The sequence below is a fragment of the Pseudomonas syringae CC1557 genome, from assembly GCF_000452705.1.
Lineage (GTDB): Bacteria > Pseudomonadota > Gammaproteobacteria > Pseudomonadales > Pseudomonadaceae > Aquipseudomonas > Aquipseudomonas syringae_F.
In genome coordinates, this window is the sequence record NZ_CP007014.1 from 3,522,305 (window position 1) to 3,548,298 (window position 25,994).

A 25,994-nucleotide genomic window follows, 5' to 3' on the forward strand; every position below is an offset into this window, starting at 1 on the left:
TTCAGAAAGCCGCTGGCAACGCTATTGAGCCAGAATTGTCGGACAATTCAATGAGCCGTCGCCCAGTGCGCGCTGCATCAGCACAGTGTCTACCCAGCGGCCGTGCTTGAAGCCGACTGACTCAAAGACCCCGACGCGGCGAAAACCAAGGCGTTTATGCAGGCGCAGCGAGGCGATATTCTCGCTATTGCCGATCACCGCAATCATCTGCCGCCAGCCACCCGATATGCAGCGTTGCACCAACTCGCCCAGGAGTGCCTGACCGATGCCCAGGCCGCCCATGCCGTCCCTTACGTACACTGAATCCTCCACTGTGAAGCGATAGGCCGGACGAGGTCGATAAGGCGTCACGTAGGCATAGCCGACCACCTCTCCTGCGCGCTCGGCGATCAGATACGGCAGACCGTTGGCCAATACCTGTGCGCGACGCTGGAGCAGTTCGGCGAGGTCGGGGGGTTGCAGTTCGAAACTGGAAATCCCGTGCAGCACGTGGTCCGCGTAAATCGCCTGTATAGCGGGCATGTCGTCGTCGCGAGCGTCACGCAGGTCAAAGGTCAAGGTCATGGCCGGGCTCTTTACGGAGGTCAGTTAATGAAAGTAATCATGCCGTTCGCCCCGGCATTAAAAAAGCTATGATTTATCATCTTCAGCATAAGAATTACTTTGCCATGCGCCGGCTGAATCTTAACCACCTGCACACATTTTCACTGGTCATCGCCCACGGCAGCTTCTCTGCGGCTGCGGAGCGCCTGCATCTGACCCAACCTGCCGTCAGCCTGCACGTGCGACAGCTGGAGGATCAGCTGAACCTGCAACTGATCGAGCGTGTCGGCAAGCGCCTCAAACCCACCTCGGCTGGCAACACGCTGCTGGAGCATATCGCACGCATCGAAGCGGTGGTCGAGGATGCCCTGCAGGATTTGGCCAGTCACGCCAGCGGCGTCGCCGGAAGAATCGCCATAGGCACTGGGGCCACCGCTTGCATTCATCTGTTGCCGCCCATGCTGCAGGCTTTACGGCGGAGCTTCCCCGAGCTCGATGTGCGAGTCAGCACCGGCAACACCGATGGCATTCTCAAAGCGGTCGAAGAGAACCGCCTGGACCTGGCACTGGTCACCCTGCCCGCCTCGGGTCGCAGCCTGCACATCACGCCATTGCTTGAAGATGGATTCGTGGCCATTTTCGCCAAGGGCCAACAACCGCCGCCTGAGCGCATTACGCCCGAACACCTCAGTGAATTGCCGCTGGTGGTGTTTGAAGAGGGAAGCAGCACGCGCCTTGTGATTAACGAATGGTTTTTGCGGGCGGGAATTCACGTCAAGCCAGTGATGGAACTGGGAAGTATCGAAGCGATCAAGGAAATGGTCGCGGCCGGTCTGGGCTATAGCATCGTGCCACGCATGGCGGTCACTGCCACCCATCATCGACGCGGGCTGGACGTGCACGCACTCACGCCGGGGCTGAGCCGAACTCTGGGCATCGTGTTGCGGCAGGACAAACCGCTAAGCAGAGCGCTACGCCAGGTGCTGGATGCATTGCAGCACCTGAAAGAGTCATAAAGACAGCTCAGCATGAGCTCCTGACCTCGCTGATAAGCTATACCAGCGGATGCGCTGCACTGGATACACCCAGCCCGGCAGTTGCATCGGCAGCGAATCAGGTTGTACGATGACTGCCCACTGACTAACACATTGATGCTGGCTTGGGTTGAACAGACCACATCAAGAACACCCGTAAAGCGACTCGGCAACCCATAAAGGAGCGCACGGTCCGGATCCCTTCGGCACCCGCCTCCAACGTCAAACAACAGGAGATACCGATGCCTAACATTCTCGGCCAGAACTTCATCGCAGGCGGCCGCAGTGCCCTCGGCCAAAGCCTGCAAAAGAGCCTGGATGCCACCACTGGTGAAGAACTGCCTTATAGCTTTCACCAGGCCACCGATGGTGAAATCGACGCCGCTGCGCTCGCTGCCAAAGCTGCATTTCCTGAATTTCGTCAACTGAGCCCGACCCGTCGCGCTGACTTCCTCGACGCCATCGCTGATGAGCTGGACCAGTTGGGTGATGATTTCGTCGCTATCGTCTGCCAGGAAACGGCCCTGCCTCAGGCACGTATCCAGGGTGAGCGCGGTCGCACCAGCGGTCAGATGCGCCTGTTTTCCAAGGTTCTGCGTCGTGGTGATTTCGTTGGTGCACGTATCGACCTGGCTCTGCCGGACCGCAAGCCGCTGCCGCGTGTAGACCTGCGTCAATACCGCATCGGTGTCGGCCCGGTGGCGGTGTTCGGTGCCAGCAACTTCCCCTTGGCGTTTTCCACTGCCGGTGGTGACACGGCGGCTGCACTGGCAGCCGGTTGCCCGGTGGTTTTCAAGGCGCACAGCGGCCACATGGCGACTGCCGATCTGGTGGCCGGCGCCATCATCCGCGCAGCTGAACGCACGCAGATGCCAAAAGGCGTGTTCAACATGATCTTCGGCAACGGCGTCGGCGAAGGTCTGGTCAAGCACCCAGCCATTCAGGCTGTGGGCTTTACCGGCTCGCTGAACGGCGGCAACGCGCTGTGCAAAATGGCGGCCGAGCGTCCACAACCGATTCCGGTGTTTGCCGAGATGTCGAGCATCAACCCGGTGGTCCTGCTGCCTGGCGCTTTGCAGGCTCGCGGCGAGACCGTGGCCAAGGAGCTGGCGGGCTCGGTGGTGATGGGTGCCGGTCAGTTCTGCACCAATCCAGGCGTGGTCATCGGCCTGCGCTCGCCTGCGTTTTCGACCTTCGTCGAGCATCTGACCGAACAAATGGGCAGTCAGGCTCCGCAAACCATGCTCAACGCGGGCGGTCTGCGCAGTTACAGCAAAGGTGTCGAGCATCTGCTCTCGCACCCTGGCGTTACCCACCTGGCTGGCAAGCCGCAGGAAGGCAAGCAGGCTCAGGCACAACTGTTCAAGGCGGACGTCAGCCTGCTGCTCAATGGCGATCAGCTGTTGCAGGAAGAAGTCTTTGGCCCGACCACGCTGATCATCGAGGTCGCTGATGACGCGCAGCTCAAAGAGGCGTTACAAGCCCTCCGCGGTCAGTTGACTGCCACCGTGATCGGCGAACCAGCGGACTTGAGCCAGTACCACTGGCTGCAACCGATTCTGGAAGAAAAAGTCGGTCGCATCCTGTTCAACGGCTACCCGACCGGTGTTGAAGTGTGCGAAGCCATGGTTCACGGTGGTCCGTACCCTGCAACCTCGGATGCGCGCGGTACGTCGGTGGGCACCCTCGCCATCGACCGTTTCCTGCGTCCGGTCTGCTACCAGAACCTGGCAGACAGCCAGTTGCCGCCTGCCCTGCAGAACGCCAACCCGCTGGGCCTGCGTCGGCTGGTCAACGGCGAGTGGAGCGATCAGCCTGTCGTATAACCGCTGACCTGTAGCCCCAGAAACGAAAAGCGGCGCCACTCGATGAGAGTGGCGCTTTTTTTTACGAAAAAAAACACTGTAACCTGAACGCAAAATATTTCTGATTTGTGCGTACGGTCGCGGGAAGCGGACCTGTTTTCCTCCTCGGCCAAAGCACCATCGAAGTGCAATTCACAGGCTGTTCATAAATTAACCACACAGCTGTAAGCCACGTGTCACAAGGGTTTCAAAAAGTTACCCACAGACATACCCACGATTTCCGTGGACAACTTTTCAGCGATTCCGGAACTTAAAAACCCTGAGCAGTGCAAGCGTAAATTTTTTGGCGAGTGAAGAAATCTGCCCCGCGCAGGGCGACTGCGCGTTGACATATGCTTAGGCCGGATTGACTGTTGATTTGAAACGTACATCCCCCTGAAAGGGTGGCTTTTTTCGAGGTGCACAGCAGATGGAACAGCGTTGTAAGGTCGCCGTACTTGGCTTGGGCGCCATGGGTGCAGCCACTGTCTACCAACTGGCCAAGGCCGGAATCGATGTCATAGGCATTGATCGGCATGATCCGCCTCATACCCTCGGCTCCAGCCATGGCGACACACGCATCACGCGCCTGTCAGTGGGTGAAGGCGCGCAATACCTGCCGTTGGTACGCAGTTCGCACGGTATATGGCGCGAGCTGGAAGCGCTGACCGGAGAGTCGCTGTTCGAGCAATGCGGCGTGCTGGTGATGACGTCCAGCCCGACTTACGACCGTGAGGACAGCGAGGACTTCACGCACCAGACCATCGCCCTGGCCCGTGCCTATGGCGTTGAACACGAGGTGCTGAATGCAACAGCCATTCGTGAACGCTTTCCGCAGTTCTCTCCCGTGCGGGACAACGCTATCGGCTATTTTGAACCCGCTGGCGGTTTTGTCCGGCCGGAGCGCTGCATCGCGGCGCAACTGAAGCTGGCCACGCAACACGGCGCGCGACTGCTGACCGATGAAACGGTCGTGCAGCTGCAAAATAATGGCGATCAGGTGCAGATCACCACTGACAAGCGCTCTATCATCGCCGATAAAGTGGTGGTCAGCGCAGGCATGTGGTCGTCGGAGCTGCTGGGCGCACCGTTCAGCGACTTGCTCAGGGTCTGTCGCCAAAAGCTGTTCTGGTTCGAGCTGCAGGAAGATGCTGTCTTTGCTTCGGCCTCGCCCAGCTTCATCCTGAGTCACGGGCCGGGCGAGGTTGACGTCAGTTACGGCTTCCCGCCCCTACCTGGCGAAAACAGCATGAAAATCGCCACCGAACAGTACAAGGACGCCTCAACGCCGAGCACGCTGGATCGAACCATCACAGCGGAAGAGGAACAGGAGATGTTCCAGACTCAAGTGCAGGGAAAAGTCGCCGGTCTCACGCCAACGGTGGTCAAGCGCTCGGTGTGTGCCTACACCGTCACGCCGGATTACCACTTCATCATTGACGAGCACCCACAGCTGAAAAACGTGACGGTGGTCTCAGCCTGCTCCGGGCATGGTTTCAAGCATTCGGCAGGGCTCGGGCTGGCGCTGGCGCAACGCTGTATTCACGGCAAGAGCGAGGCAGACCTTTCGGCCTTCTCGCTGCAACGCTTCGCCAGGCAGACTTGATCACCCGTGCTCAACGGGCCAGTACGAAAGCCTCGTCAATCCGCGCCAGGTCGGTGTCGCGCAAGGTGCCCGCGTAGTAATGCAACTTGATCCAGGCCATCAAGTAGTCGTAGCGGGTCTTGGCCAAGTCGCGCCGAGTGCTGTAAAGCTGCTGCTCGGCGTTCAGTGCATCCAGGTTGACGCGCTCACCACCCAGAATGCTCTGCCGGGTAGACTCGACCAGCGCCTGCGCCGAGACCAGTGCTTTCTGATAAGCACGCAGCTTGCTCACACCCGATGCACAGGCATTGAACTGGCGCCGCACCTCGATCAGGGTTTCGCGGGTCTTGCCCTCCAGCTCGTACTCGGCCTGATCACGCTTGCTGTTGGCCTGACGCACCGAAGCGCTGGTGCCGCCCCCGGCATACAACGGCAAACTGAGCTCGATGCCGACGGTGTTGGTGTCGTACCGCTGGTTGTAGGTATTACCGCTGTCGGACTCATTCTGGCGAATGCTCGCGTAGGCATTGACCGTTGGCAGATGGCCGGCGCGATTGCGCTCTACCTCATAGCGCGCCACCTCCAGTGACTGACGTTGCGACGCCAGAATCGGGCTGTTGGCCATGGCCAGTGCATGCCATTCGGTATAACTGGAAGGTGCCAGTACCAGCGCCTGAAAACTGTCTTTCAACGGCTCCAGCTGAGCCACTTCAATGCCCGGTTCGCCCAGTAAAGCGCCGAGCTCACGCAAGGCAGCGTCCTGCTCGTCTGTGGCTTCGATCTGCTCGGCAATCGCCAGCTCGTTGCGCGATTCGGCTTCGAGAATATCAGTGCGCGTGCCCTCGCCTTGCTGAAACATCTGCCGGTTCTGCGCGAACTGACGTTCGAATGCCTGCTGTTTGGCACGAGCAATATTGATCTGGTCCTGAGCAAATAACGCCTGGGTGTACAGCGTCAGGACCCGTACCAGCAATTCCTGACTTTTGCTGCGAAAGGTCTCGTCGGCAAACAGCGCCTGAGCCAGGCCCTTGCGGTAATTGGCGTAGGCCTCGTAGTCGATCAGCGGCTGCTGGATCGTCAGGCTGGAACCAAAACTGTTGTAGTGGCGATGATCAGTGGTGTCTTCACGGGCGCCCTTGACCGTCGCCTTGGAATCGTTACGCCCTTTGTTGTAGCTGTAGGACACACGGGGTAACAGGCCGGCGCGCCCGATCACGCGATTTTCCAGACCCGCATCACGCTCCTTGATGGCGCCCAGGTAAGTCGGATCATTGCGCAGCGCCAGCTCATAGACGTCGAACGGGCCCATGGCTTGGCTTGCAGGAACCACACACAGCAGCCCACCCAGCAGGCTGGCCGTCAGCAAAGCGGCTTTCAGCGGATAACCAGACATCCTATTCCTCCGTCAACGCGGAGCCGGCACGGTCCAGCAAAGGTTTGAACAGATAATTGAGCAGCGAACGTTCGCCCGTGCGCACAAACATTTCAGCGGGCATACCCGGCTTTATCACCAGACCGTTGAGTTTTTCCAGCGCCGCATCGCCGACCGAGGTGCGCAGTACGTAATAAGGCTGGCCGGTTTTTTCGTCCTGCATTTGGTCGGCGGAGATCAGACTCACCTCACCGGACACCCTCGGTGTACGACTCTGATTGAACGCGGTGAACAGAATATCCACTGGCAGATGGCTGGCGACCTTGTCGATCAACTGCACCGGCAAACGCCCTTCAACTTCCAGCCGCGTACCTTGCGGGACGATTTCCAGCAGCGTTTCACCCGCACGTACCACGGCACCTTCGGTGTGGACGCCGAGGTTGACGGCGATGCCATCGGCAGGCGCCAGAATTGCGCTGTGTTGCAGACTGAAACCGGCCGATGCCAGTTGCTGCTCAAGGGTGAGTGCCTTGACCTGCGCGTCGGCCCACTGGCTGCGGACCTCTTTCTGGTACTCCTCGCGCTGCTGTTGCAGCCGTAGCCGCGACTCGATGATGGACTGCTCGATTCGTCCGGTTTCGCCCGCGTTCTGCGCAAGATCCTGCTGCACCTGAGACAACTGACGCTGAAACTCCAGCAGCCGGTTGCTCGGGATGAAACCGTTTTGTGCCAAGGGTTGCAGGTTACTCAGTTGCTGGCGTAACGAGTCGGCCTGGGCCTGCAGGTCCAGACGTGCACGGCGCATGCCCTTCAGTTGCAGCCCGGCACCTTCGATGCTCGCCTGCAAACCCGATTGCTCACGCGCCAGAGCCTGTCGACGACTGCTGAAAAGTTGCCGCTGCCCTTCCAGCACCAATGCCAAGCGTGGATCGGGGTCTTGCCCTTGCCCGGCCGCTATCAGCTCTGCGGGGAAGTTTATCTCGTTCAGATTGTCCCGCTCGCTCTGCCAGCGAGCCAGACTCGCCCAGGCCATCCGGTATTGAGCACGCAACGATTGCACATCGGCTTCAACCTGCGTCTGATCGAGACGAAACAGCGGCTCGCCTTCTTTCACCAGTTGGCCTTCGCTGACGAGGATTTTGCTGACCACGCCGCCGTCCAGCGACTGCACGGCTTTTCGTTTGCCTGAGACCACCACCGTCCCTTGTACCGCAATGCCCTGATCCAGCGGTGCCAGACTGGCCCAGAGAAAAAAGCTGCCCGCCCCTGCCAGCATGAGAATCCAGCCGGCGCGGACGAAGAATTGAACGCCGCGTTCCTTGCCCGGCACGGCATATTGATTGTCGAGAGAGCGGCTCATACGTCGGACTGCCTGTTCTGGGTGCCGTACTGGCGGCTCATGGAGATCCCGGGCGGTGCCGAGCGGGGTTGCGGTTGTGGTTGTGCGGCGGCTTGTGCCGGGGACGGCTGACCCGAAAGAGCCTGCAGGACTTGAGCAGTTGGCCCAAAAGCCTGCATACGGCCTTCGTTCAATACCAGCAAGCGGTCGGTCTGATTCAAGGAAAGCGTACGGTGAGTGACGAGTACAACTGTGCAACCCCGGGCCTTGAGTTCACCTATCGCCTGGGTCAGGGCCGCTTCGCCAGCGGCATCCAGATTAGAGTTAGGCTCATCGAGCACCACCAGTCTGGGTTCGCCGTACAAGGCACGTGCCAACGCAACTCGCTGTTTTTGGCCGCCGGACAAACCGCCACCATCATCACCCAGTCGCGTGTCATAGCCTTGCGGCAGACGCAGAATCAGCTCATGCACACCTGCCAGTTGCGCAGCAGCAACCACCGCGCCCGCATCGTCATCGCGGAAGCGGGCGATATTCTCGGCCACGGTGCCACCGAACAGTTCTATGTCTTGCGGCAGATAGCCGATATAGGGGCCTAGCGCCTCGCGGTCCCAGCGGTGCATGTCAGCCCCGTCCAGCCGGACCGTGCCGCCCAGCACCGGCCACACGCCGACCAGCACCCGCGCGAGGGTCGACTTGCCGGAGCCGGAAGCGCCCAGTACGCCGAGTACTTCTCCGGCCTGCAGTTGAAAATTTACGTGCTGCACAGTGGGCGAGGTTCTGCCCGGAGGCGCGGCGCTGACCTGCTCCGCAGTGATCTGACCGCGTGGTGCCGGCAACGGCATGCCTGGGGCGGGTTCAGCGTAAGTCTTGAGCAACTGGTCAAGACGGCCGTACGCCAGACGCGCAGAACTCCACTGTTTCCAGACAGCAATCAACTGATCAATCGGACTGAGAACCCGGCCCATCAGGATCGAACCGGCAATCATCATTCCCGCCGTCATGTCGCCACGGATCACCAGCAGCGCGCCGAGGCCCAGTACCAGCGATTGCAGACACAGGCGCAACGCCTTGCTGATCGAACTGATGACCGCGCCGGTGTCGCTGGCGCGGTTCTGCAACGCAAGAAAACGCCCGTGCACAGTGAACCAGCGACGTCGCAACGCCTCCAGCATGCCCATGGCCTGAATGGCTTCGGCCTGTTGCAGATGGCGAGTCGCCAATTGCGCAGACTGCTGCGAATAACCACTGGCCTCAGCCAGCGGTTTGCGGGTCAGCCATTCATTCAGGCAGGCCAGCGCTACCAGCAGCACCGTGCCGACACTGGCCAACACGCCCAGCCATGGGTCGAAAAGAAAAATCACCGCTAGATAAATGGGAAACCAGGGGGCGTCGAAAAACGCAAACAATGCAGGGCCCGTGAGGAACTGGCGAATAAAGGTCAGATCGCCCAGCGCTTGTCCGGCCTGACGCTGCCCTGCATGCAGGTTGCTCTCGAACGCCGCCTGATAGACGCGTAGATTGAAACGCCGCTCCAGCTCGCTGCCAATACGGATCACCACAAAACTGCGGACCATCTCCAGCAAACCTATAAATGCAAAGAACCCGACCACCATAAGAGTGAGCATGGCCAACGTGGTCTGGTTCTGCGAGGTCAATACGCGGTCATACACCTGCAACATATAAATCGACGGGGCGAGCATCAACACGTTGATCAGCGCGGTAAAACAACCGACACCTATCAACGCGCTTTTGTAATCAGCCAGCGCTTTATAAAGCGGCGGCTGGGCGCTACGGGGCAACGCACTCATGGTTCTTCCTTGATGATCTTACTTATAACGGGGTGACGTCTCGGTTTTTTTATCGAACAACGTGCGTATGTCCATGAAACGCTTAATCGGCAAGCCGTCCAAGGATCAGTACCTCACCACTGGGCAGACGTGCCTCATAGGTTTGCGCGTCCATCCTGTTGAGGTGGATCAGGCGATTGCCGTCTTTGTCCGTGAACGCCAGACCATCCGGGGTCGGAAACCAGCCATCAGGCCTGTCGTGCAACCACTGCACTGCGCATGCCATATCACCAGTCACCTGCGGCACTTCGGTATTCAGATTGAGTTTGCAGGCGTCCCCCGCCTTCCCTTTAAGAGAAAGTTGCCACTTGCCACTCAGTTCGGCAGGGTTGGGTAGTTTCAGACTCATGGCCATGCTCGCTCCAGAAATCCCCACCAGCAGCGCAAAAGCAACCGGCACGATTCGAACAACGTGATTGATCTTCATGAAGGGGTAGATTCCAGATCATGGGCGGCTGCAGAGAGTCGCCCATGATTGTTACAGATTAAACCACGATATCAGTCGCGAACGCTTGACCAACGGTGCCTACCAGGAAATCACCCGCCCCCTGCCCCGTGAAGTCGATGGCCAGGCTACCCAGGTTGCTGCTCTGGTTGTAGTTCAGGATTGCTTCGCCGGCATGACCGCTGAAGGCGTTGACGAACTGCAACGCGCTCAGCGTGGAAATGGCCGATACGTCGATTTTGTCCTGACCGCTGACAAAGTCACGAATCGTATCCTGAGCCGCCCGGTTGGAATCGGAACTGGCGCCAAATACAAAGACGTCTGCTCCTGCACCACCGGTCAGGCTGTCGGCCCCGCCGCCGCCGTAGATGATGTCATTACCGGCACCGCCTTTAAGGTCGTTGGCAGCAGCGTTGCCGATCAACAGATCATTGCCCGAGCCGCCTACCGCGTTTTCAACCACGACGTTTTTGGCAATGGAAACGTTACCTACCATGCCACCAACGTCCGAGAAAGAAGCAGCGTTGAGGTTGATCTTCTGGTTCTGGGTAAAGCCCGAGAAGTCGAGGGTATCCTTGCCCCCGCCGTCCCACACAGAGAACACCACTTTGGACGCGGCAGAGGTAGCGCTATAGAAATCGCGCCCGGCAGTGGAGTTGAAGCCATAGACCGTGTCGGTGGCACGCGTGCTCATGTTCGCGCCGTAGAGCTGCTGAACCGCAGCAATATCGTCCAGCAACGGCGCCGAGGAATACGACTGAGCGCCGCCCTTGACGAAGTTCTGATCAGTATTGGACTCACTCCAGTAACTCATGACGCTGTAGCCGCGCGTGTCTTCTGCGTAGCTGACATCCTTGTAGGACGGGTTGCCCTCGCCAGCGTTGTAGTCGCCAGGGTGAGACAAGCCAAGGGTATGGCCAATTTCGTGAGTCAGCGTTTGCCGGCCATAGTTGCCGTTGTCCGGGGTAGCGTTTTCCCTGTAGGAATTGTTTACAAGGTACCAGGACTGACCATCTGTACGGCCGCCGCTAGGCAGATAGGCGAACGCCGCCCCACCGCTGCTGCCATCACTGTAGTTGCCGAAGGTCATGTGCCCGTCGCCGCCGGAGGCCGCCTGGGTGAAGCTGACCTTGGCAACATCAGCCCATGATTGCATCGACAGTACTGCCTGGGCTTTCTGCTGCGCGTTGAACGCACTGAACGTTCCCAGCGAGTTGTCAAAACCGGCAGGCTTGGCGGTCAGGAACGTGTAAGTGAGGTTGATGGTGCCGTTATTATCGCGGTCCGCCCAGGCGGCCTGATCGCGAAGAATGAAGTTCGCAGCCTGATCGAGCGAATACGAGGGCTTGCCGTTGATAGTGAGGTTGCCACCACGGTCATACTCGTGAGCGAACGTATTGATCTGGTCGAAGGAGCTACTGGTAGCGGCGGAGAGTTGAATTGCAGCATTTTCTTTGACTTTCGTCATGACACTTCCTTGTTTGCTGATGGAACAGATTGGTGCGGCAGGACTCCGTCTGCAGCGAGGGAATCCTGTCACTCGCCTTTGTTGCGTAACGTGTGTTGCGTAACAAAACTGACACATCTTGAAATCTTGTGTCCAGCCCTGATAAGTGATGCCAAATCGCCTAAATCAGGAATCTGCCTACAGGCACTAGGGAATCGTCTGATATTTTTTTTGGTGATGTCAGGCTTTCGATAAGCCATTGAACAGGCTGGCGCAATTTTGATAAAGATGACTGATCAGTCAGATATTTAGAGGCGTCGAATGTGACGGTAAGACCCGCAACGGGGATGACACGTCTTCCGAACGAAATTCACGAATGCCAGCCACGAAAATGACCCCCTGCCCCCTTTTGACATTCTCGAAACCCGACAACGCAAAAGCCCCGACAAGTCGGGGCTTTTGTTTGAAGCAGAGCTGCCTGACTATTCAGGCCACGATGATCAGTCGTCGCGGCTCATGATGCCGAAGATTTGCAGCAGGCTGATGAACAGGTTGTAAATCGATACATACAGGCTGACGGTAGCCATGATGTAGTTACGCTCGCCACCCTGAATGATCGCGCTGGTCTGAAACAGAATGCAGACCGACGAGAACAGTACGAAGCCTGCGCTGATTGCCAGTTGCAGCCCGCTGATCTGGAAAAACATGCTGGCCACAACCGCTCCCAGCAGGACAAAGAAACCGGCGGTGATAAAGCCACCGAGGAAACTCATGTCCTTGCGAGTGATCAGCACGTAAGCCGACAGGCCGCCAAATACCAGTGCTGTCATCGCGAATGCAGAGCTGACAACTTCAGCACCGCCTGCCATGCCCAGATAACGGTTGAGGATCGGGCCCAGCAGGAACCCCATGAAGCCAGTCAGAGCGAAGGTCGAAACCAGACCCCACACCGAATCACGCAGCTTGTTGGTAAGGAAAAACAGACCATAGAAGCCGATCAGCACCACGAAAATGTTCGGGTAGCCGACGCGCATCTGCTGAGCGACAAAGGCCATGACACCGCTGAAAGCGAGCGTCAGAGCGAGAAGACCGTAAGTATTGCGCAGGACACGACTAACCTCTAGCTGGTCGGCCTGCACGCCGGTTTTAAGGCTGTAATCCTGTTCGCGCATGGCGAAACTCCTTCCTGTTGAAATGTTGAGTTGCAAAGATCATAACAGAGGCGCTGCAACTGGCTAGTCACAGAGTTTGACAGCTTGTTTCATTCCGGTATTATGGCGCCCGCAACGTAGTGGAGGTATGGCCGAGTGGTTTAAGGCAGCAGTCTTGAAAACTGCCGACTGTAACAGGTCCTAGAGTTCGAATCTCTATGCCTCCGCCATATTTGAAAGCGCAAAGCCCTGATTATTCAGGGCTTTGTCGTTTCCGGGGCTTGCTCAATGCGAGGCGCCATCCTGCAGTTCTGAACCACCACGCTAAATGTCCAGAACCAGCCGCTCTGACGTACATCCCGACACGCAGATCATCATCGTCCTCCCGGATGCCCGCTCGGCAGCGCTGAGAACCACGTCGCGATGTTCCAGAGCGTCCTCAAGCACCCTGCACACGCTCCGCACACGCCCTCCTTACAGCTATAAGGAAAGGGTGTGCCCTGAAGCTATCAGCACATCCAGCAAACTGCCTTTGCCATCATGATGAAGCTGCGCGCCCGAACGGGAGAGCACAACCTGGCAGCCCTTGCCGATAGCGTCCGGGGGCATCGGCAGGCGCCACTCACTGCCACGGCAGGGATACCACAGGACGCCACCTGCGGATTGCACCCTCCTATCTCAACCTTGCACAAATCGATCAGGCTGCCGAGGTCATTGCAAACTCGGTACTGCTTGCCTGCGCCGAACGGATGACCGGAAGCTAGCGCTGGAATCGGCTCTGCATCCGTGGCGCGACAGGCAAAGCCTCTGTCTCGTCATGGGTGCAGCAGCAGACAATAAACACGGTGCGGCGTGTCAGAGACACTGGCGACCTGGAGTACTATGCGGATCTGCTGCCGGCAGGCTCTCATCAGGAGATACTCATCAACATGGACTCATTCATGGACGCTCAGGCCTTACTCGCCCTGACCACAACGTCATTGCCTCTATCAGCGGAATGCAGCTGCCTGCACCGAGACCTTGCAGGCTGGAGCAGTTGGCCGGTGAGTTACCGGGAGGAAGCGTTCAACAAGCTGGGGGCGCTGGCGAAGCACTCCCCTGAAGAAGCGACCATCGATGAATACCACCCCGACGGAACGCTCTACTGGTCTCCCGACGCGCCTATCGCTCCCCGCTTTTATCCCTATAACCAGTCCACCGTCTGGCAGTGCGCCAATTGCCGGCGTATTTACCTGCGTCACAACGATGACGGCGCCTATCACGTCGAGCGGCGGATTCGTCTCGTTCAATCGTTTCTGATAACGGATGCTGAACATTCACATGGTGGTCGGGACGCACACGCCTGACATGAGCGGCGCAGTGCAACCCGCTCGCAGAGCGGGCCGCGCAGTCTGATATATTGATGCGCTTCACGTATCAGTCAACCGGTCTCTTGATGCCCATCAATTTCGATCTCAACGACCTCCAGGCGTTTCGGGCCGTGGTCGAAAATGGCAGCTTCCGCAAGGCTGCCGAAACCGTGCAGATCACGCAGCCTGCGCTCAGTCGGCGTATAGAAAAGCTGGAGTCGGCGCTGAATGTGAAGCTGTTCGAGCGCACCACGCGCAAGGTCAGCCTGACCACGGTCGGCCGCGCTTTTCTGCCGCAGGTCGAGCGCATCCTCGACGATCTCGACATCGCATTGATGACGATCGGCGAGGTTGGCTCGACGCGAATGGGCAGCGTCACAATTGCCTGCGTCCCCTCTGCGGCCTATTACTTCATGCCGCACGTCATCAGCGCTTTCCATGAGCTGTTTCCTAAAATCAGAATCAAGGTGCTGGACGCGAGCGCCAATGAAGTCAACAGCGCGGTTGCGCTGGGCGAAGCTGATTTCGGGGTGAGTTTCAGCGGCAATCTGGCGCCAGAGGTGGACTTTGAACTGCTTCTGCAGGAGCGCTACGTGATGGCCTGCCGCCGCGATCATCCATTGGCGACGCATGACAGTGTCAGTTGGGAAGAGATGTATCGCCACGACTACATCACCCTGGATATCACGTCGGGCAACAGACTGGTACTGGACAAGGCGCTGGCAACCTCACGCCCCCTCAGGGAAAGCGTTTGCGAAACACGGCATGTGACGACCATGGTAGGTCTTGTAGAAGCCGGGCTCGGCGTAGCGGCAGTGCCCTCGATTGCCATGCCGATGACCGCTCACCCGTTTCTGGTGAGCGTGCCACTGGTGGCACCCGAGGTGATCCGTAACGTCGGGCTGATCAAGCGCCGCGGGCGAACACTGACACCCGCAGCCCTTGAGCTGGAACGACTGGTCAGGCAGATGCCATCTCGATCAGCGCGGGACTGAATCCAGACCCGTCGACTGCAGGGTGGCCTGAGCCTTGGGTGATGCCAGGTAGTCGAGTAACGCCTTGGCCTGTTTTGGATGCTCGGCGTTGACCGGAACGCCAGCCGCATAACGCGTGACCGACTGGACGTCTTCCGGGATCTTCGCCACGAACGTTACACCGGGAATCGGCAGCAATTCGGCGACCTGCTGAAAGCCCAGTTCGTAATCGCCTGTGGCAACCACCGAGGCAACCGGAATGCGCTCGACCATCTTGCTCTTCGGCGCGAGCTGTTGCTGGATGCCCAGCTTTTTGAACAGCTCTTTCTCGATGTACACGCCACTGGCGCTGTCGGAGTAGGCGACCGACCTGGCTTTCAGCAGCGTGTCTTTCAGCTCGCTGTCGGTGCCGATGGCAGGCTTGGCAGCGCCCTGCTTCACCACCATGCCGATACGCGAGTCTGCCAGCTCGACACGCGACGCGGGGTCTACCTTGCCTTGCTTGATCAGCTCATCCAGCGCGTAGCCGACCATGATCACGACATCGGCATGCTCACCACGGGTCAGCCGGTTTGGAATAGCCTCAGGCGCCTTGCCCATCGACGGCCCGAGAATGGTGTCCAGCGTATCCCCGGACGCCTTGGCGTATTCAGGCCCCAGCAATTTGTAGGCTGCGGTAAAGCCACCCGAGGTCATGACCTTGAGTTCTTCAGCCTGGGCGCCAGCGCTGACGGCAACACAGCTCAGAAAGAGCAGTGCCAGTTGATGCTTATGTAAAGATTGCATGTTTGTTTTCCTTGATTACACAGCCAGTTGCGGGCGAGCTGAAATATGTCGGTAGAGCACCAGTGTCGCGCCCAGCGCGCACATGGCAGCAAATGTCATCCAGTAGGCGGGCGCGGCTTTGTCTCCGGTCAAGTGGATCAACCAGGTGGATATGGCCGGGGTGAAACCACCGAAAACCGCCGTCGCCAGGCTGTAGGCCAGAGAAAACCCGGCAACGCGCACTTCCACCGGCATGATTTCAGTCAGCGCCGGAATCATCGCGCCGTTATACAAACTGTAGAGGCACGAGAACCACAGCAGCACCTCCAGCATGTGACCGAAACTGGGCGCCTGAGCGAGGAATGACAGGGCGGGATAGGCGCTGATAATGGTGAGTAAGGTCATCGCGACCAGCAGTGGCTTGCGCCCGAAACGGTCACTCAACATGCCGCCTATCGGCAGCCAGATAAAATTGGACACGCCGACCAGCAAGGTCACCAGAAGCGCGTCGGCGGTACTCAGATTCAGCACGGTCTTGCCGAAGGTGGGTGCATAAATGGTGATCAGGTAGAACGTGGTAGTGGTCATCGCAACCATCAGCATCCCGGCAATGACCACGCGCCAGTTCTGCAACAGGGTCGCGAAGACCTCACGCATGCTCGGACGGTGCTTGCGGGTGGCGAACTCTTCGGTTTCCTGCAGGCTGCGGCGCAACAGGAAAATGAACGGGATGATCAGGCAACCGATGGCGAATGGAATTCTCCAGCCCCAGTCAGCCACAGCCGCAGGCGCCATCCACTGGTTAAGGGCATACCCCAGCGCTGCGGCAACCACAATCGCCACCTGCTGACTGCCGGATTGCCAACTGGTGTAGAACCCCTTGCGACCCGGCGTGGCCATTTCAGCCAGATACACCGATACCCCGCCCAGTTCGGCACCGGCGGAGAAACCTTGCAGTAAACGGCCGAGTAACACCAAGGCCGGAGCCCAGAGGCCAATGCTTGCGTAGCCTGGCACCAGAACAATCAACAACGTACCGCTCGCCATGATCGACAAGGTCACGATCAGCCCTTTGCGCCGACCCACGTCATCGATGTAGGCACCCAGGATCACCGCCCCCAGTGGACGCATGAGAAAGCCCGCACCAAAGACGGCGAACGTCATCATCAGTGAGGCAAATTCACTCGTCGCGGGAAAAAAAGCAGCAGCGATTTGAGTCGCGTAGAAACCAAACAGAAAGAAATCGAATTGTTCAAGAAAGTTGCCGGATGTAACACGGAATACCGCTCCAGCCCTGGAACGGGCAGACGCAGCGGGTTGAGGGGATGAGCCGTTCATGATTGTTCTCCAGCGATCTTATTAGAGTGCTTGTCAGCGCTTGTGATCGAGGAGTCTGCCGGACACACCTTGAAACGATAAGTGCTATCTTTTCATCCATTGATGTTTAAAGGTTATCAATAAAACCGTAAGACATCAGGTTTTGCGGTGCCAGCACGCGTGACGTGGAGTGTCATTAACTGCACGTCAACGCAGAGCATTGGCCCGAGAGTCTTGGCCTGTGGGATCAGTGTCAGCGCCATTTTCGCCAGACTCACACACTCCTCCGTGAATTCTTTATCATTGCGCATGTTTTGTTGGCAGAGCCGCTCATGAAATTCGCCATCTCGCTTTTTTCCGCCGCACATGCGCCCTCCTCGCGGCGTGCGCTGTTGTTTTCCAAAGCGGTGCTCGCAGGCGGGCATGAAATCGTCCGGTTGTTTTTTTATCAGGACGGCGTACACAGCGCGTCGGCCAACGTCGTGACGCCACAGGACGAACAGGATCTGGCGCAGCAATGGCGTGATTTCATTGTCGAGCACAGTCTGGACGGCGTGGTGTGCATCGCCGCTGCGTTGCGTCGTGGCGTACTGGATGCTCAAGAAGCCGAACGCTATCAGCGTCCAGCCGCGAATCTGCTTGAACCATGGGAATTGTCCGGGCTGGGTCAGTTGCACGACGCTGTGCAATCCGCCGACCGTCTGATCTGCTTTGGAGGGCCGTGAGATGCCCCGCTCATTATTGATTGTCAGCCGCCAAGCGCCGTGGTCCGGCCCAGGTGCCCGCGAGGCGCTGGACATCGTGCTGGCAGGCGGCGCGTTCGACTTGCCGGTCGGCCTGCTGTTTCTGGATGACGGTGTTTTTCAATTGTCTCCACACCAGGCTCCGGGCGCCCTGCAGCAGAAAGACCTGACCGCAAACCTGAAAGCGTTGTCGATGTTCGGTGTCGAAGACCTGTATGCCTGTGGGCAGAGTCTGGCTGAGCGTGGCATTGCTGCCAGCACACTGGGTCAAGAGATCACTCAACTGGTCGCACGGCCCGAGTTGTCTGCACTGTTTGACCGCTACGACGAGGTGATTACGATCTGATGGCTACCTTGCACGTTCTTTCTCACTCCCCCTTCTCTGACACCCGCCTGGACAGCTGCCTGCGCCTGCTGGGCAGTAGCGACGGTGTGTTGCTGTGTGGCGATGCCACTTACGCGTTAACAGCGGCCAGCGTTCAGTTGCAGAACCTGCACACCCTGATCGGCTCATCGCAGCTGTTCGTCCTCGACGAGGACGTAAAGGCGCGCAATCTGCCGCTTCCTGCAGGTGTAGAGAGCATTGACTACCCGGCCTTCGTGGAACTGTCGCTGCGCTTCGACAAGGTCAATACCTGGTTATGAAACAGTTGATCATTGACGGACGCACCCTCGAACTGGACAAGGACGGATTTCTCCAGGACCTCAACGACTGGTCAATGGACGTTGCGCATGCCTTGTCTGCCAGGGAAGGTATCGTCCTGAGCGCCGAGCACATTGAAATCCTCCAGTTACTGCGCGATTTCTACGCCGAGTTTCAGCTCTCGCCCGCCACTCGGCCATTGATCAAATACACCGCACTGAAGCTGGGCGTGGAAAAAGGCAACAGCCTGCACCTCAACCGCCTGTTCAACGGCACCCCTGCCAAACTTGCCGCCAAGCTGGCGGGCCTGCCAAAGCCGACCAATTGCATATGAACGACTACGCACCGCTGGTGACCGAAACGCCGGAAGAACATCCCTTCGCCCCCTTCGTCCGCATCCTTGGCAAAGGCAAACGCGGCGCACGCAACCTGACTCGCGAGGAAGCGCGCGAGGCTATGGGCATGCTGCTTGACGAAAAAGTCGAGGACACCCAGCTCGGCGCATTCCTGATGTTGCTGCGTCACAAGGAAGAAAGCCCCGAGGAACTGGCAGGTTTCACTGAGGCACTGCGCGAACGCCTGAATGCCCCGGCCATGCACGTGGACATCGACTGGCCGACCTACGCTGGCAAGAAGCGCCACCTGCCGTGGTTCCTGCTGGCGGCCAAGTGCCTGGCACAGAACGGCGTGAAGATCCTCCTGCACGGCGGTGGCGCGCATACCGCAGGACGCCTGTACACCGAACAGTTGCTGGGTTTGCTGGATATCCCGCTGTGCCGTAACTGGGCAGCGGTCGAAATCGCGCTCGGGCAGGAAAACCTGGCGTTTATCCCGCTCGCCGACTGGGCGCCGCAGCTGCAACGCATGATCGACCTGCGCAATACGCTAGGCCTGCGCTCTCCCATTCATTCGCTGGCGCGCATTCTCAATCCGCTGCAAGCGCGCTGTGGCCTGCAGAGCATCTTTCATCCGGGCTACCAGAGCGTACACCGCGATGCCAGCAGCCTGCTGGGCGACAACGCCATTGTGGTCAAGGGTGACGGCGGCGAGATCGAGATCAACCCCGACACCATCAGCCATCTGTATGGCACGACGGGTGGACAGCCCTGGGACGAGGAATGGCCAGCGCTTTCGCCGCGTCGGCACGTCAAACCGGCCACCCTTGATCCTCAGCAATTGCTGGCCTTGTGGCGCGGCGAGCTTGAGGACAGCTATCCGCAACTGGCATTGATTTCAACCATGGCGCTTGCACTGCGCGGCCTGGGCGTCGCTCGCGACGAGGCTTTCCAGCAAGCTCAAACGTTCTGGGATCGCCGCGACAAGACCTTATGATCTATCGGCTGTGGCGATAACCAGCGTCCATAATCTTGCGCTTTTCAAATCGAACCGACGCGCCTGAACTGACCTCCAAGTTCTATCACTCAGCAACGGGAGTCAGACATGGGCCTTCTGGTCGAAGGACGCTGGCAAGACCAGTGGTACGAAAGCAGCAAAGACGGTGCATTCCAACGCGAGAGCGCACAGCGTCGCAACTGGGTCACGGTCGACGGGCAGCCTGGGCCATCCGGCGAGGGTGGTTTTACTGCTGAAGCAGGTCGCTACCACCTTTACGTGTCGCTGGCGTGCCCGTGGGCGCATCGCACGCTGATCCTGCGCAAGCTGAAAGGCCTGGAAGACCTGATCGATGTTTCAGTGGTCAGTTACCTGATGCTGGAGAACGGCTGGACTTTCGACCAGCAGAAAGGCTCTAGCGGGAATGCGCTGGATGGTCTGCAGTACCTTCACCAACGCTACACCGCGGATGACCCTGAATACACAGGGCGCGTAACGGTGCCGGTGCTATGGGACAAGCAACAGCAACGCATCGTCAGTAACGAGTCGGCGGAAATCATCCGTATGTTCAACTCTGCTTTTGACGAACTGACCGGCAACACGCTGGATTTCTATCCCAAGGCGTTAACACCGAGCATTGACGAGCTCAATGAGCAGATTTACCCGAACGTTAACAATGGTGTGTATCGGGCAGGATTTGCGACGTCGCAAGGCGCTTACGAAGAAGCATTCGACGATGTATTTACCGAGCTGGATGCGCTGGAAAAGCTCCTGGGAGAGAAGCGCTACCTGACTGGCGAACACCTGACCGAGGCCGATATACGCTTGTTCACCAGCATCGTGCGCTTTGATGCGGTTTATTACAGCCATTTCAAATGCAACCTGCGGCGTATTGCAGACTATCCAAACCTGAGCAACTGGCTGCGCGAGCTCTACCAATGGCCGGGCGTCGCCGAGACCGTGGATTTCGAGCACATCAAAGGTCACTACTACGGCAGCCATCGCACCATCAACCCGACCGGAATCATCCCCAAGGGGCCAGCGCTGAATCTGCACGCTTCTCACGATCGTGAGCGTCTGTCCGGCAAAGGCGTCTGGAAGCGGTAATCTGTTTGTTTGTAACGAGATGGATAGCCCGAGCGGGCTATCCGCCTTCAAACTCAGACTGTCGCCTGAGCGCCCTCGAACCATGCCAGTTTTTCACGCAGCTTGACCACTTCTCCGATGATCACCAGCGTCGGTGCATGCACCTCATGCTCGGCGACCATTTGCGGAAGGTTGGCCAGGGTGCCGGTGAACACTCGCTGATTGACAGTCGTACCCTGCTGGATCAACGCCGCTGGGGTATCGGCAGAGCGACCATGTTTGATCAGTTGCTCGCAAATGACCGGCAGACCGATCAGCCCCATGTAAAACACCAGCGTCTGAGCAGGCGCTACCAGATCAGACCAGGGCAGGTCTGTCGTGCCGTTTTTCAGATGGCCCGTGATGAAGCGCACGGATTGCGCATGATCACGGTGCGTCAGCGGGATGCCCGCGTAGGCGGCACAGCCACTGGCCGCGGTGATGCCCGGAACGACTTGAAACGGGATGCCGTGTGCCGCCAGTTCTTCGATTTCCTCGCCACCCCGGCCAAAGATAAACGGGTCGCCGCCTTTCAGACGCACCACCCGCTTGCCCTGTTTGGCCAGTGCAACCAGTTGCTGGTTGATCTGTTCCTGAGGAACCGCATGTTCCGCACGCCGCTTGCCGACATAGACACGCTCGGCATCGCGACGGCACAGATCAAGAATCGTCGGCGCAACCAGACGGTCGTAGAGCACCACATCCGCTTGCTGCATCAGGCGTAGCGCGCGGAAGGTCAACAGGTCAGGATCACCCGGACCGGCGCCCACCAGGTAAACCTCTCCGGTTTCCGCAGGCGGCTCGCCTGCGATCTTGGCGATCAGCATGCGCTCGGCCTCCGCGCCCTGCCCGGCCAGTTGGCGATCGGCGATGGCCCCCTGAAAAACTTCCTCCCAGAACGCCCGACGCTGCTGCACGTTCGGAAACAGGCCTTTGACCTGATTGCGAAAACGAGCGGCCAGCCCGGCAAGCTGGCCGTAAGAGGACGGAATCCAGGTTTCCAGCTTGGCACGGATCAGGCGCGCCAGCACCGGCGCATCGCCGCCACTGGAGACAGCAATGACCAAGGGTGAACGATCGACGATCGCCGGAAAGATCACCGTACACAGCGCAGGAGCATCCACCACATTGACCGGCACACAGCGCAGCCGGGCGTCGTGGGAAACTTGCGCGTTGAGCGGTTCGTCATCCGTTGCAGCAATGATCAGCACACAGCCGTCCAGATCACTTTCGCTGTAACCGCGCAAAATCAGCTCACCGCCGCTTTGAACGACCAGCTCGCGCAACTGGGTTTCGATTTCCGGCGCAACCACCCGCAGCACAGCGCCTGCGTCAGCGATCAGACGAGATTTGCGCAGGGCGATTTCACCGCCGCCGACCACCAGCACGCGGCTGCCACGCAGGTTATGGAACAGCGGCAGGAATTCCATTTAACCAATAACCTCAAGGCCGCCCATGTACGGCTTGAGCACTTCCGGCACGCGAATCGAACCATCCGCCTGCTGATAGTTTTCCAGCACCGCAACGAGTGTACGCCCCACCGCCAGACCCGAACCGTTGAGGGTATGGACCAGTTCCGGCTTGCCGGTTTCCGGATTGCGCCAGCGCGCCTGCATACGCCGCGCCTGGAAATCGCCACAGTTGGAGCACGAGGAGATTTCCCGGTACTTGTCCTGGCTCGGGATCCACACTTCCAGATCGTAGGTCTTCACTGCACTGAAACCCATGTCGCCGGTGCACAGAGCCAACGTACGGTAAGGCAGCTCGAGCAATTGCAGAACCCGCTCGGCGTTGCCGGTCAGCGACTCCAGAGCGGCCATGGACTCATCAGGTGCAACGATCTGGACCATCTCGACCTTGTCGAACTGATGCTGGCGAATCATGCCACGGGTATCGCGCCCCGAGGCACCGGCCTCACTGCGGAAGCACGGTGTGTGCGCCACAAACTTGAGCGGCAGCTGTTTGGCATCGAGAATTTCCCCCGACACAATATTGGTCAGCGACACTTCGGCAGTTGGAATCAGGTACAGATCAGCTTCGCCTTCGCGGGAAATCCTGAACAGATCCTCCTCGAACTTGGGCAACTGACCGGTGCCTTGCAGTGCAGGCGCCTGAACCAGGTACGGCGTGTAGGTTTCTTCGTAGCCGTGCTCGTTGATGTGCAGATTGATCATGAACTGCGCCAGCGCACGGTGCAGACGCGCGATCGGGCCACGCAACAGCGCGAAACGCGCACCGGACAGCTTGGCGGCGGTCTCGAAATCCAGCCAGCCGAATTTTTCGCCCAGCGCAACGTGGTCCTTGACCTCGAAATCGAACGCAGTCGGCGTGCCCCAGCGGCGAACTTCGACGTTGCCTTCTTCGTCGGCACCCACCGGCACCGACTCGTGCGGCAGGTTCGGGATGTTCAGCAGCAGCGCATCCAGTTCGGCCTGAATCGCGTCCAGTTCAACCTTGCCTTCGCTAAGCTCGTTACCCATACGCTCGACGTCTGCCATCAACGGCGCGATGTCTTCGCCGCGCTGCTTGGCCTGACCAATGGACTTGGAGCGGGCATTGCGTTCGGCCTGCAACTGCTCGGTGCGGGTCTGCACCACCTTGCGCTGGGCTTCCAGCGCTTCAATACGGGCCACATCCAGCGTAAAGCCACGGGAAGCCAGGCGATCCGCTACGTCCTGAAGTTGAGTACGTAACAGTTTGGAATCGAGCATATCGTTCTCTCGTCTATCAAAGTCTGGTCAGGGACAGGCCAACCCAGGTTGCGAGCAGCCCGCCGAATACACTGATACCTGCGTAGCCCAGCGCCAGCGGTAATTGCCCGCTTTCCAGCAGGCGCAGCGTATCCAGTGAAAAAGATGAAAAGGTCGTGAGACCCCCTACAAAACCGACGATCAGTCCGGCGCGAATTTCGATGGGCACTTCAGGGCGTAGCAGAAACAGACCGTACAACACACCGATGATCAGACAGCCGACAAGGTTGACGGCCAGCGTCGCCGCATAGAAATAGCGAGGCCAGTTAGCCGTGACCCACGTGCCTGTGGCGAAGCGCAATAATGTACCAGCGATCCCGGCAATCGACACCGCAAGAATGGTTTGAAACATCACTTTCTCCGTTTGCGCGGACTGGCATCGTCCAGTGCAGTCAAACGCCTGAGTTTCTCGCCGATTTTCAGCTCCAGGCCACGCGGGACGGGCTGGTAATACTGACGCGGCTCCAGTTCATCCGGGAAATAGTCCTCACCTGCGGCATAGGCTTCCGGCTCGTCGTGCGCATAGCGGTATTCTTCGCCATAACCAAGCTGCTTCATCAGCTTGGTCGGCGCATTGCGCAGATGCAGAGGAACCTCAAGCGAGCCATGCTCACCCGCTTCGCGCATCGCCGCCTTGAACGCCATGTACACCGCGTTGCTTTTAGGCGCGCAGGCCAGATAGACAATCGCCTGTGCGACTGCCAGCTCACCTTCAGGGCTGCCCAGGCGCTCTTGCACATCCCAGGCGGACATGCACAGCGGCAACGCACGCGGGTCGGCGTTGCCGATGTCTTCGCTGGCCATGCGCACCACACGGCGGGCCAGATACAGCGGGTCGCAACCACCGTCGATCATTCGGGCAAACCAGTACAGCGCCGCATCGGGGTTCGAGCCACGTATGGACTTGTGCAGGGCCGATATCTGGTCATAGAACGCCTCGCCGCCCTTGTCAAAGCGGCGTCGGCTATCACCCAGCAGGCTCTGCAACAATTCGACATCAATCTCGCTGCCATCCTCGGCCAGATCGGACGCGTTCTCCAGCAGGTTAAGCATGCGACGGCCATCGCCATCAGCGGCGGACATGAGGATCGCAAAGCCTTCATCACTCAGGGTCAGCTTGCGCTGGCCGAGGCCCCGGTCTTCAGTCAAGGCGCGATTGACCAGCTTGCGCAACGCTGCTTCGTCCAGGCTCTTGAGCACGTAGACACGCGCGCGTGAAAGCAGAGCATTGTTGAGTTCGAACGAAGGATTCTCGGTGGTGGCACCGATGAAAATCAATGTGCCGTCTTCTACGTAGGGCAGAAATGCATCCTGCTGCGACTTGTTGAAGCGGTGCACTTCATCGACGAACAGAATCGTGCGCTTGCCGTATTGTCCGGCCTGCTGCTTGGCAACCTCAACCGCCTGACGAATTTCCTTGACCCCGGCCAGCACCGCCGAAACAGTCTCGAAATGCGCGTCCGAAACCTTGGCCAGCAGCCTCGCCAACGTGGTCTTGCCGACCCCCGGAGGGCCCCAGAAAATCATCGAGTGCAACGCACCCTGCTCCAGCGCTTCACGCAAAGGCTTGCCATGCGCAAGCACATGCTCCTGCCCGACATACTCATCCAGATTGGTGGCACGCAGGCGTGCAGCCAGAGGCTGAGCTATCGGTTCGCGGCTGAACAGGTCCATGGTCGGAATTAAACCCTTTTACTCTTGAATGACATCAGCGCCCTTTGGCACGTCGAACTTGAACTTGCTCGCCGGGATCGGCTCGTTGGCCTTGACCCCGGTGAACAGGATGTTGGTGCGCTGACCCACGCTGTCGATCAACTGCATGTCGTTGATCACACCGTTGCGAAACGACAGACGCAGGCTGTCGAACAGCGTGTCCTTGGTCTTGGGCTTGAGCACAAAGTCGATCACGCCACCGGCTTCCTTGGCAGTGATATCGAAACTTTCGCTGATCTTCGACACGTCACCGGACAGCAGCAGTGCCGGGGTCTGGGTCAGGCGCTGATCGAGCTTCTTGATGGTGACCTGCTCCAGGTCAGGGTCCCACAAGGAAACCTTCTTGCCGTCGGAAACCATCAGCTGTTCTTGCGGAGCATCGGTGTGCCAGTTGAACAGGCCAGGACGCTGCAAGGCCATTTCGCCCGCTGTTTCCTGTAATTGCGTACCGCCACCATCAAGGGTCAGCTGTGAGAATCGTGCAGTCAGTGTCTGGGATTTTTCCAGCAACTGGGTCAGGCGTGCCACGTCCTTGCTGTCAGCGTGGGCGGAGATCACGGAAAAAGTCAGTGCGGTGGCCAACAGCATGCGGGTAAGGCGCATGGGATTCCTCATTGTGTCGAAGATGATGCGGCAACGTGCGTACACGCTGCCGCCGCAATCCTGGGGTGGT

General features: G+C 58.8%; 25 protein-coding genes, 1 tRNA gene and 2 pseudogenes. 13 read left to right on the forward strand and 15 right to left on the reverse strand.

Annotated elements, in window-relative coordinates; translation table 11 throughout:
- Positions 1-21 precede the first annotated feature (21 nt).
- On the reverse strand, positions 22-564 hold the full coding sequence (locus N018_RS15480) for a GNAT family N-acetyltransferase (protein WP_024646578.1): 543 nt from the start codon (positions 562-564) through the stop codon (positions 22-24).
- Between the two features lie 104 nt (positions 565-668).
- Here N018_RS15480 and N018_RS15485 point away from each other — a divergent pair, with 104 nt between their 5' ends.
- The 3 genes from N018_RS15485 (at position 669) to solA (ending at position 5,027) form a co-directional block, all read left to right on the forward strand.
- The gene (locus tag N018_RS15485) at positions 669-1,559 is read left to right on the forward strand and encodes a LysR family transcriptional regulator (RefSeq protein ID WP_024646579.1); all 891 of its coding nucleotides are present in this window, start codon (positions 669-671) and stop codon (positions 1,557-1,559) included.
- 260 nt (positions 1,560-1,819) lie between these two features.
- The gene (locus N018_RS15490) at positions 1,820-3,403 is read left to right on the forward strand and encodes an aldehyde dehydrogenase (NADP(+)) (protein WP_025390156.1); all 1,584 of its coding nucleotides are present in this window, start codon (positions 1,820-1,822) and stop codon (positions 3,401-3,403) included.
- A 448-nt stretch (positions 3,404-3,851) separates the two neighbouring features.
- On the forward strand, positions 3,852-5,027 hold the full coding sequence (solA, locus tag N018_RS15495; RefSeq protein ID WP_025390157.1) for an N-methyl-L-tryptophan oxidase: 1,176 nt from the start codon (positions 3,852-3,854) through the stop codon (positions 5,025-5,027).
- A gap of 10 nt (positions 5,028-5,037) precedes the next feature.
- Here solA and N018_RS15500 read toward each other — a convergent pair whose 3' ends face one another.
- From N018_RS15500 to N018_RS15525, 6 genes are all read right to left on the reverse strand, one after another.
- Positions 5,038-6,399, reverse strand: coding sequence for a TolC family outer membrane protein (locus N018_RS15500; protein ID WP_025390158.1), 1,362 nt, complete (start codon positions 6,397-6,399; stop codon positions 5,038-5,040).
- A 1-nt stretch (position 6,400) separates the two neighbouring features.
- Positions 6,401-7,738 (reverse strand): HlyD family type I secretion periplasmic adaptor subunit, encoded by a 1,338-nt coding sequence (locus N018_RS15505; RefSeq protein WP_025390159.1) that lies wholly within the window; start codon positions 7,736-7,738, stop codon positions 6,401-6,403.
- A complete protein-coding gene (locus tag N018_RS15510) occupies positions 7,735-9,528 on the reverse strand; it encodes a type I secretion system permease/ATPase (protein ID WP_038401343.1) in 1,794 nt (597 codons plus the stop codon). The genes N018_RS15505 and N018_RS15510 overlap by 4 nt, the downstream gene beginning before the upstream one ends.
- 82 nt (positions 9,529-9,610) lie before the next feature.
- On the reverse strand, positions 9,611-9,994 hold the full coding sequence (locus tag N018_RS15515) for a protease inhibitor Inh/omp19 family protein (protein WP_080274854.1): 384 nt from the start codon (positions 9,992-9,994) through the stop codon (positions 9,611-9,613).
- Positions 9,995-10,052: 58 nt separating this feature from the next.
- A complete protein-coding gene (locus N018_RS15520; protein ID WP_025390162.1) occupies positions 10,053-11,480 on the reverse strand; it encodes a serralysin family metalloprotease in 1,428 nt (475 codons plus the stop codon).
- A gap of 479 nt (positions 11,481-11,959) precedes the next feature.
- A complete protein-coding gene (locus tag N018_RS15525; RefSeq protein ID WP_005893886.1) occupies positions 11,960-12,631 on the reverse strand; it encodes a Bax inhibitor-1/YccA family protein in 672 nt (223 codons plus the stop codon).
- Positions 12,632-12,752: 121 nt separating this feature from the next.
- On the opposite strand from N018_RS15525, the gene N018_RS15530 reads away from it, so the two are divergent.
- Positions 12,753-12,840 (forward strand) — tRNA-Ser (locus tag N018_RS15530).
- Between the two features lie 144 nt (positions 12,841-12,984).
- Here N018_RS15530 and N018_RS28140 read toward each other — a convergent pair.
- A pseudogene (locus N018_RS28140) lies at positions 12,985-13,086 on the reverse strand (hypothetical protein); the annotation flags it as partial.
- A 144-nt stretch (positions 13,087-13,230) separates the two neighbouring features.
- Between N018_RS28140 and N018_RS27485 the strand changes: the two are divergent.
- The 3 genes and pseudogenes from N018_RS27485 to N018_RS15540 all read left to right on the forward strand — a co-directional run.
- Positions 13,231-13,374: pseudogene (locus tag N018_RS27485) on the forward strand (aminotransferase); the annotation flags it as partial.
- Between the two features lie 165 nt (positions 13,375-13,539).
- The gene (locus tag N018_RS15535) at positions 13,540-13,956 is read left to right on the forward strand and encodes a hypothetical protein (protein WP_025390163.1); all 417 of its coding nucleotides are present in this window, start codon (positions 13,540-13,542) and stop codon (positions 13,954-13,956) included.
- 89 nt (positions 13,957-14,045) lie between these two features.
- On the forward strand, positions 14,046-14,954 hold the full coding sequence (locus tag N018_RS15540) for a LysR family transcriptional regulator (protein WP_025390164.1): 909 nt from the start codon (positions 14,046-14,048) through the stop codon (positions 14,952-14,954).
- Here the strand turns inward: N018_RS15540 and N018_RS15545 are convergent.
- A complete protein-coding gene (locus N018_RS15545) occupies positions 14,940-15,719 on the reverse strand; it encodes a substrate-binding domain-containing protein (RefSeq protein ID WP_025390165.1) in 780 nt (259 codons plus the stop codon). The two genes, N018_RS15540 and N018_RS15545, sit on opposite strands and share 15 nt — an antisense overlap.
- A 15-nt stretch (positions 15,720-15,734) precedes the next feature.
- Positions 15,735-17,036: an MFS transporter gene (locus N018_RS15550; RefSeq protein ID WP_025390166.1), complete on the reverse strand. Its 1,302-nt coding sequence runs from the start codon at positions 17,034-17,036 to the stop codon at positions 15,735-15,737.
- A gap of 311 nt (positions 17,037-17,347) precedes the next feature.
- Here N018_RS15550 and tusD point away from each other — a divergent pair, with 311 nt between their 5' ends.
- From tusD to N018_RS15580, 6 genes are all read left to right on the forward strand, one after another.
- Complete coding sequence (gene tusD / locus N018_RS15555) at positions 17,348-17,740, forward strand: sulfurtransferase complex subunit TusD (protein ID WP_024646593.1); 393 nt, start codon at positions 17,348-17,350, stop codon at positions 17,738-17,740.
- A gap of 1 nt (position 17,741) precedes the next feature.
- A complete protein-coding gene (gene tusC / locus N018_RS15560) occupies positions 17,742-18,104 on the forward strand; it encodes a sulfurtransferase complex subunit TusC (RefSeq protein ID WP_025390167.1) in 363 nt (120 codons plus the stop codon).
- Positions 18,104-18,403, forward strand: a complete 300-nt coding sequence (gene tusB, locus N018_RS15565) for a sulfurtransferase complex subunit TusB (RefSeq protein ID WP_025390168.1) — start codon at positions 18,104-18,106, stop codon at positions 18,401-18,403. Before tusC ends, tusB begins: the two co-directional genes overlap by 1 nt.
- Positions 18,400-18,735 carry a TusE/DsrC/DsvC family sulfur relay protein gene (locus N018_RS15570; protein WP_025390169.1) on the forward strand — a complete coding sequence of 112 codons (336 nt, stop codon included), beginning with the start codon at positions 18,400-18,402 and terminating at the stop codon, positions 18,733-18,735. Before tusB ends, N018_RS15570 begins: the two co-directional genes overlap by 4 nt.
- Entirely contained in the window at positions 18,732-19,733 is a 1,002-nt protein-coding gene (locus N018_RS15575) for a glycosyl transferase family protein (protein ID WP_025390170.1), read from the forward strand. The genes N018_RS15570 and N018_RS15575 overlap by 4 nt, the downstream gene beginning before the upstream one ends.
- A gap of 108 nt (positions 19,734-19,841) precedes the next feature.
- The gene (locus tag N018_RS15580) at positions 19,842-20,840 is read left to right on the forward strand and encodes a glutathione S-transferase family protein (protein ID WP_025390171.1); all 999 of its coding nucleotides are present in this window, start codon (positions 19,842-19,844) and stop codon (positions 20,838-20,840) included.
- 53 nt (positions 20,841-20,893) lie between these two features.
- On the opposite strand, the gene cysG is transcribed toward N018_RS15580, so the two are convergent.
- The 5 genes from cysG to lolA are packed head-to-tail and all read right to left on the reverse strand — an operon-like array spanning position 20,894 to position 25,924.
- Positions 20,894-22,288 (reverse strand): siroheme synthase CysG, encoded by a 1,395-nt coding sequence (gene cysG, locus N018_RS15585; protein ID WP_025390172.1) that lies wholly within the window; start codon positions 22,286-22,288, stop codon positions 20,894-20,896.
- Positions 22,289-23,569 carry a serine--tRNA ligase gene (gene serS / locus N018_RS15590; RefSeq protein WP_024646600.1) on the reverse strand — a complete coding sequence of 427 codons (1,281 nt, stop codon included), beginning with the start codon at positions 23,567-23,569 and terminating at the stop codon, positions 22,289-22,291. It abuts the gene before it with no gap.
- Positions 23,570-23,585: 16 nt separating this feature from the next.
- Positions 23,586-23,960 (reverse strand): fluoride efflux transporter CrcB, encoded by a 375-nt coding sequence (gene crcB / locus N018_RS15595; protein ID WP_024646601.1) that lies wholly within the window; start codon positions 23,958-23,960, stop codon positions 23,586-23,588.
- Complete coding sequence (locus N018_RS15600; RefSeq protein ID WP_024646602.1) at positions 23,960-25,282, reverse strand: replication-associated recombination protein A; 1,323 nt, start codon at positions 25,280-25,282, stop codon at positions 23,960-23,962. The genes crcB and N018_RS15600 overlap by 1 nt, the downstream gene beginning before the upstream one ends.
- An 18-nt stretch (positions 25,283-25,300) precedes the next feature.
- Positions 25,301-25,924, reverse strand: a complete 624-nt coding sequence (gene lolA / locus N018_RS15605; protein ID WP_024646603.1) for an outer membrane lipoprotein chaperone LolA — start codon at positions 25,922-25,924, stop codon at positions 25,301-25,303.
- Positions 25,925-25,994 lie beyond the last annotated feature (70 nt).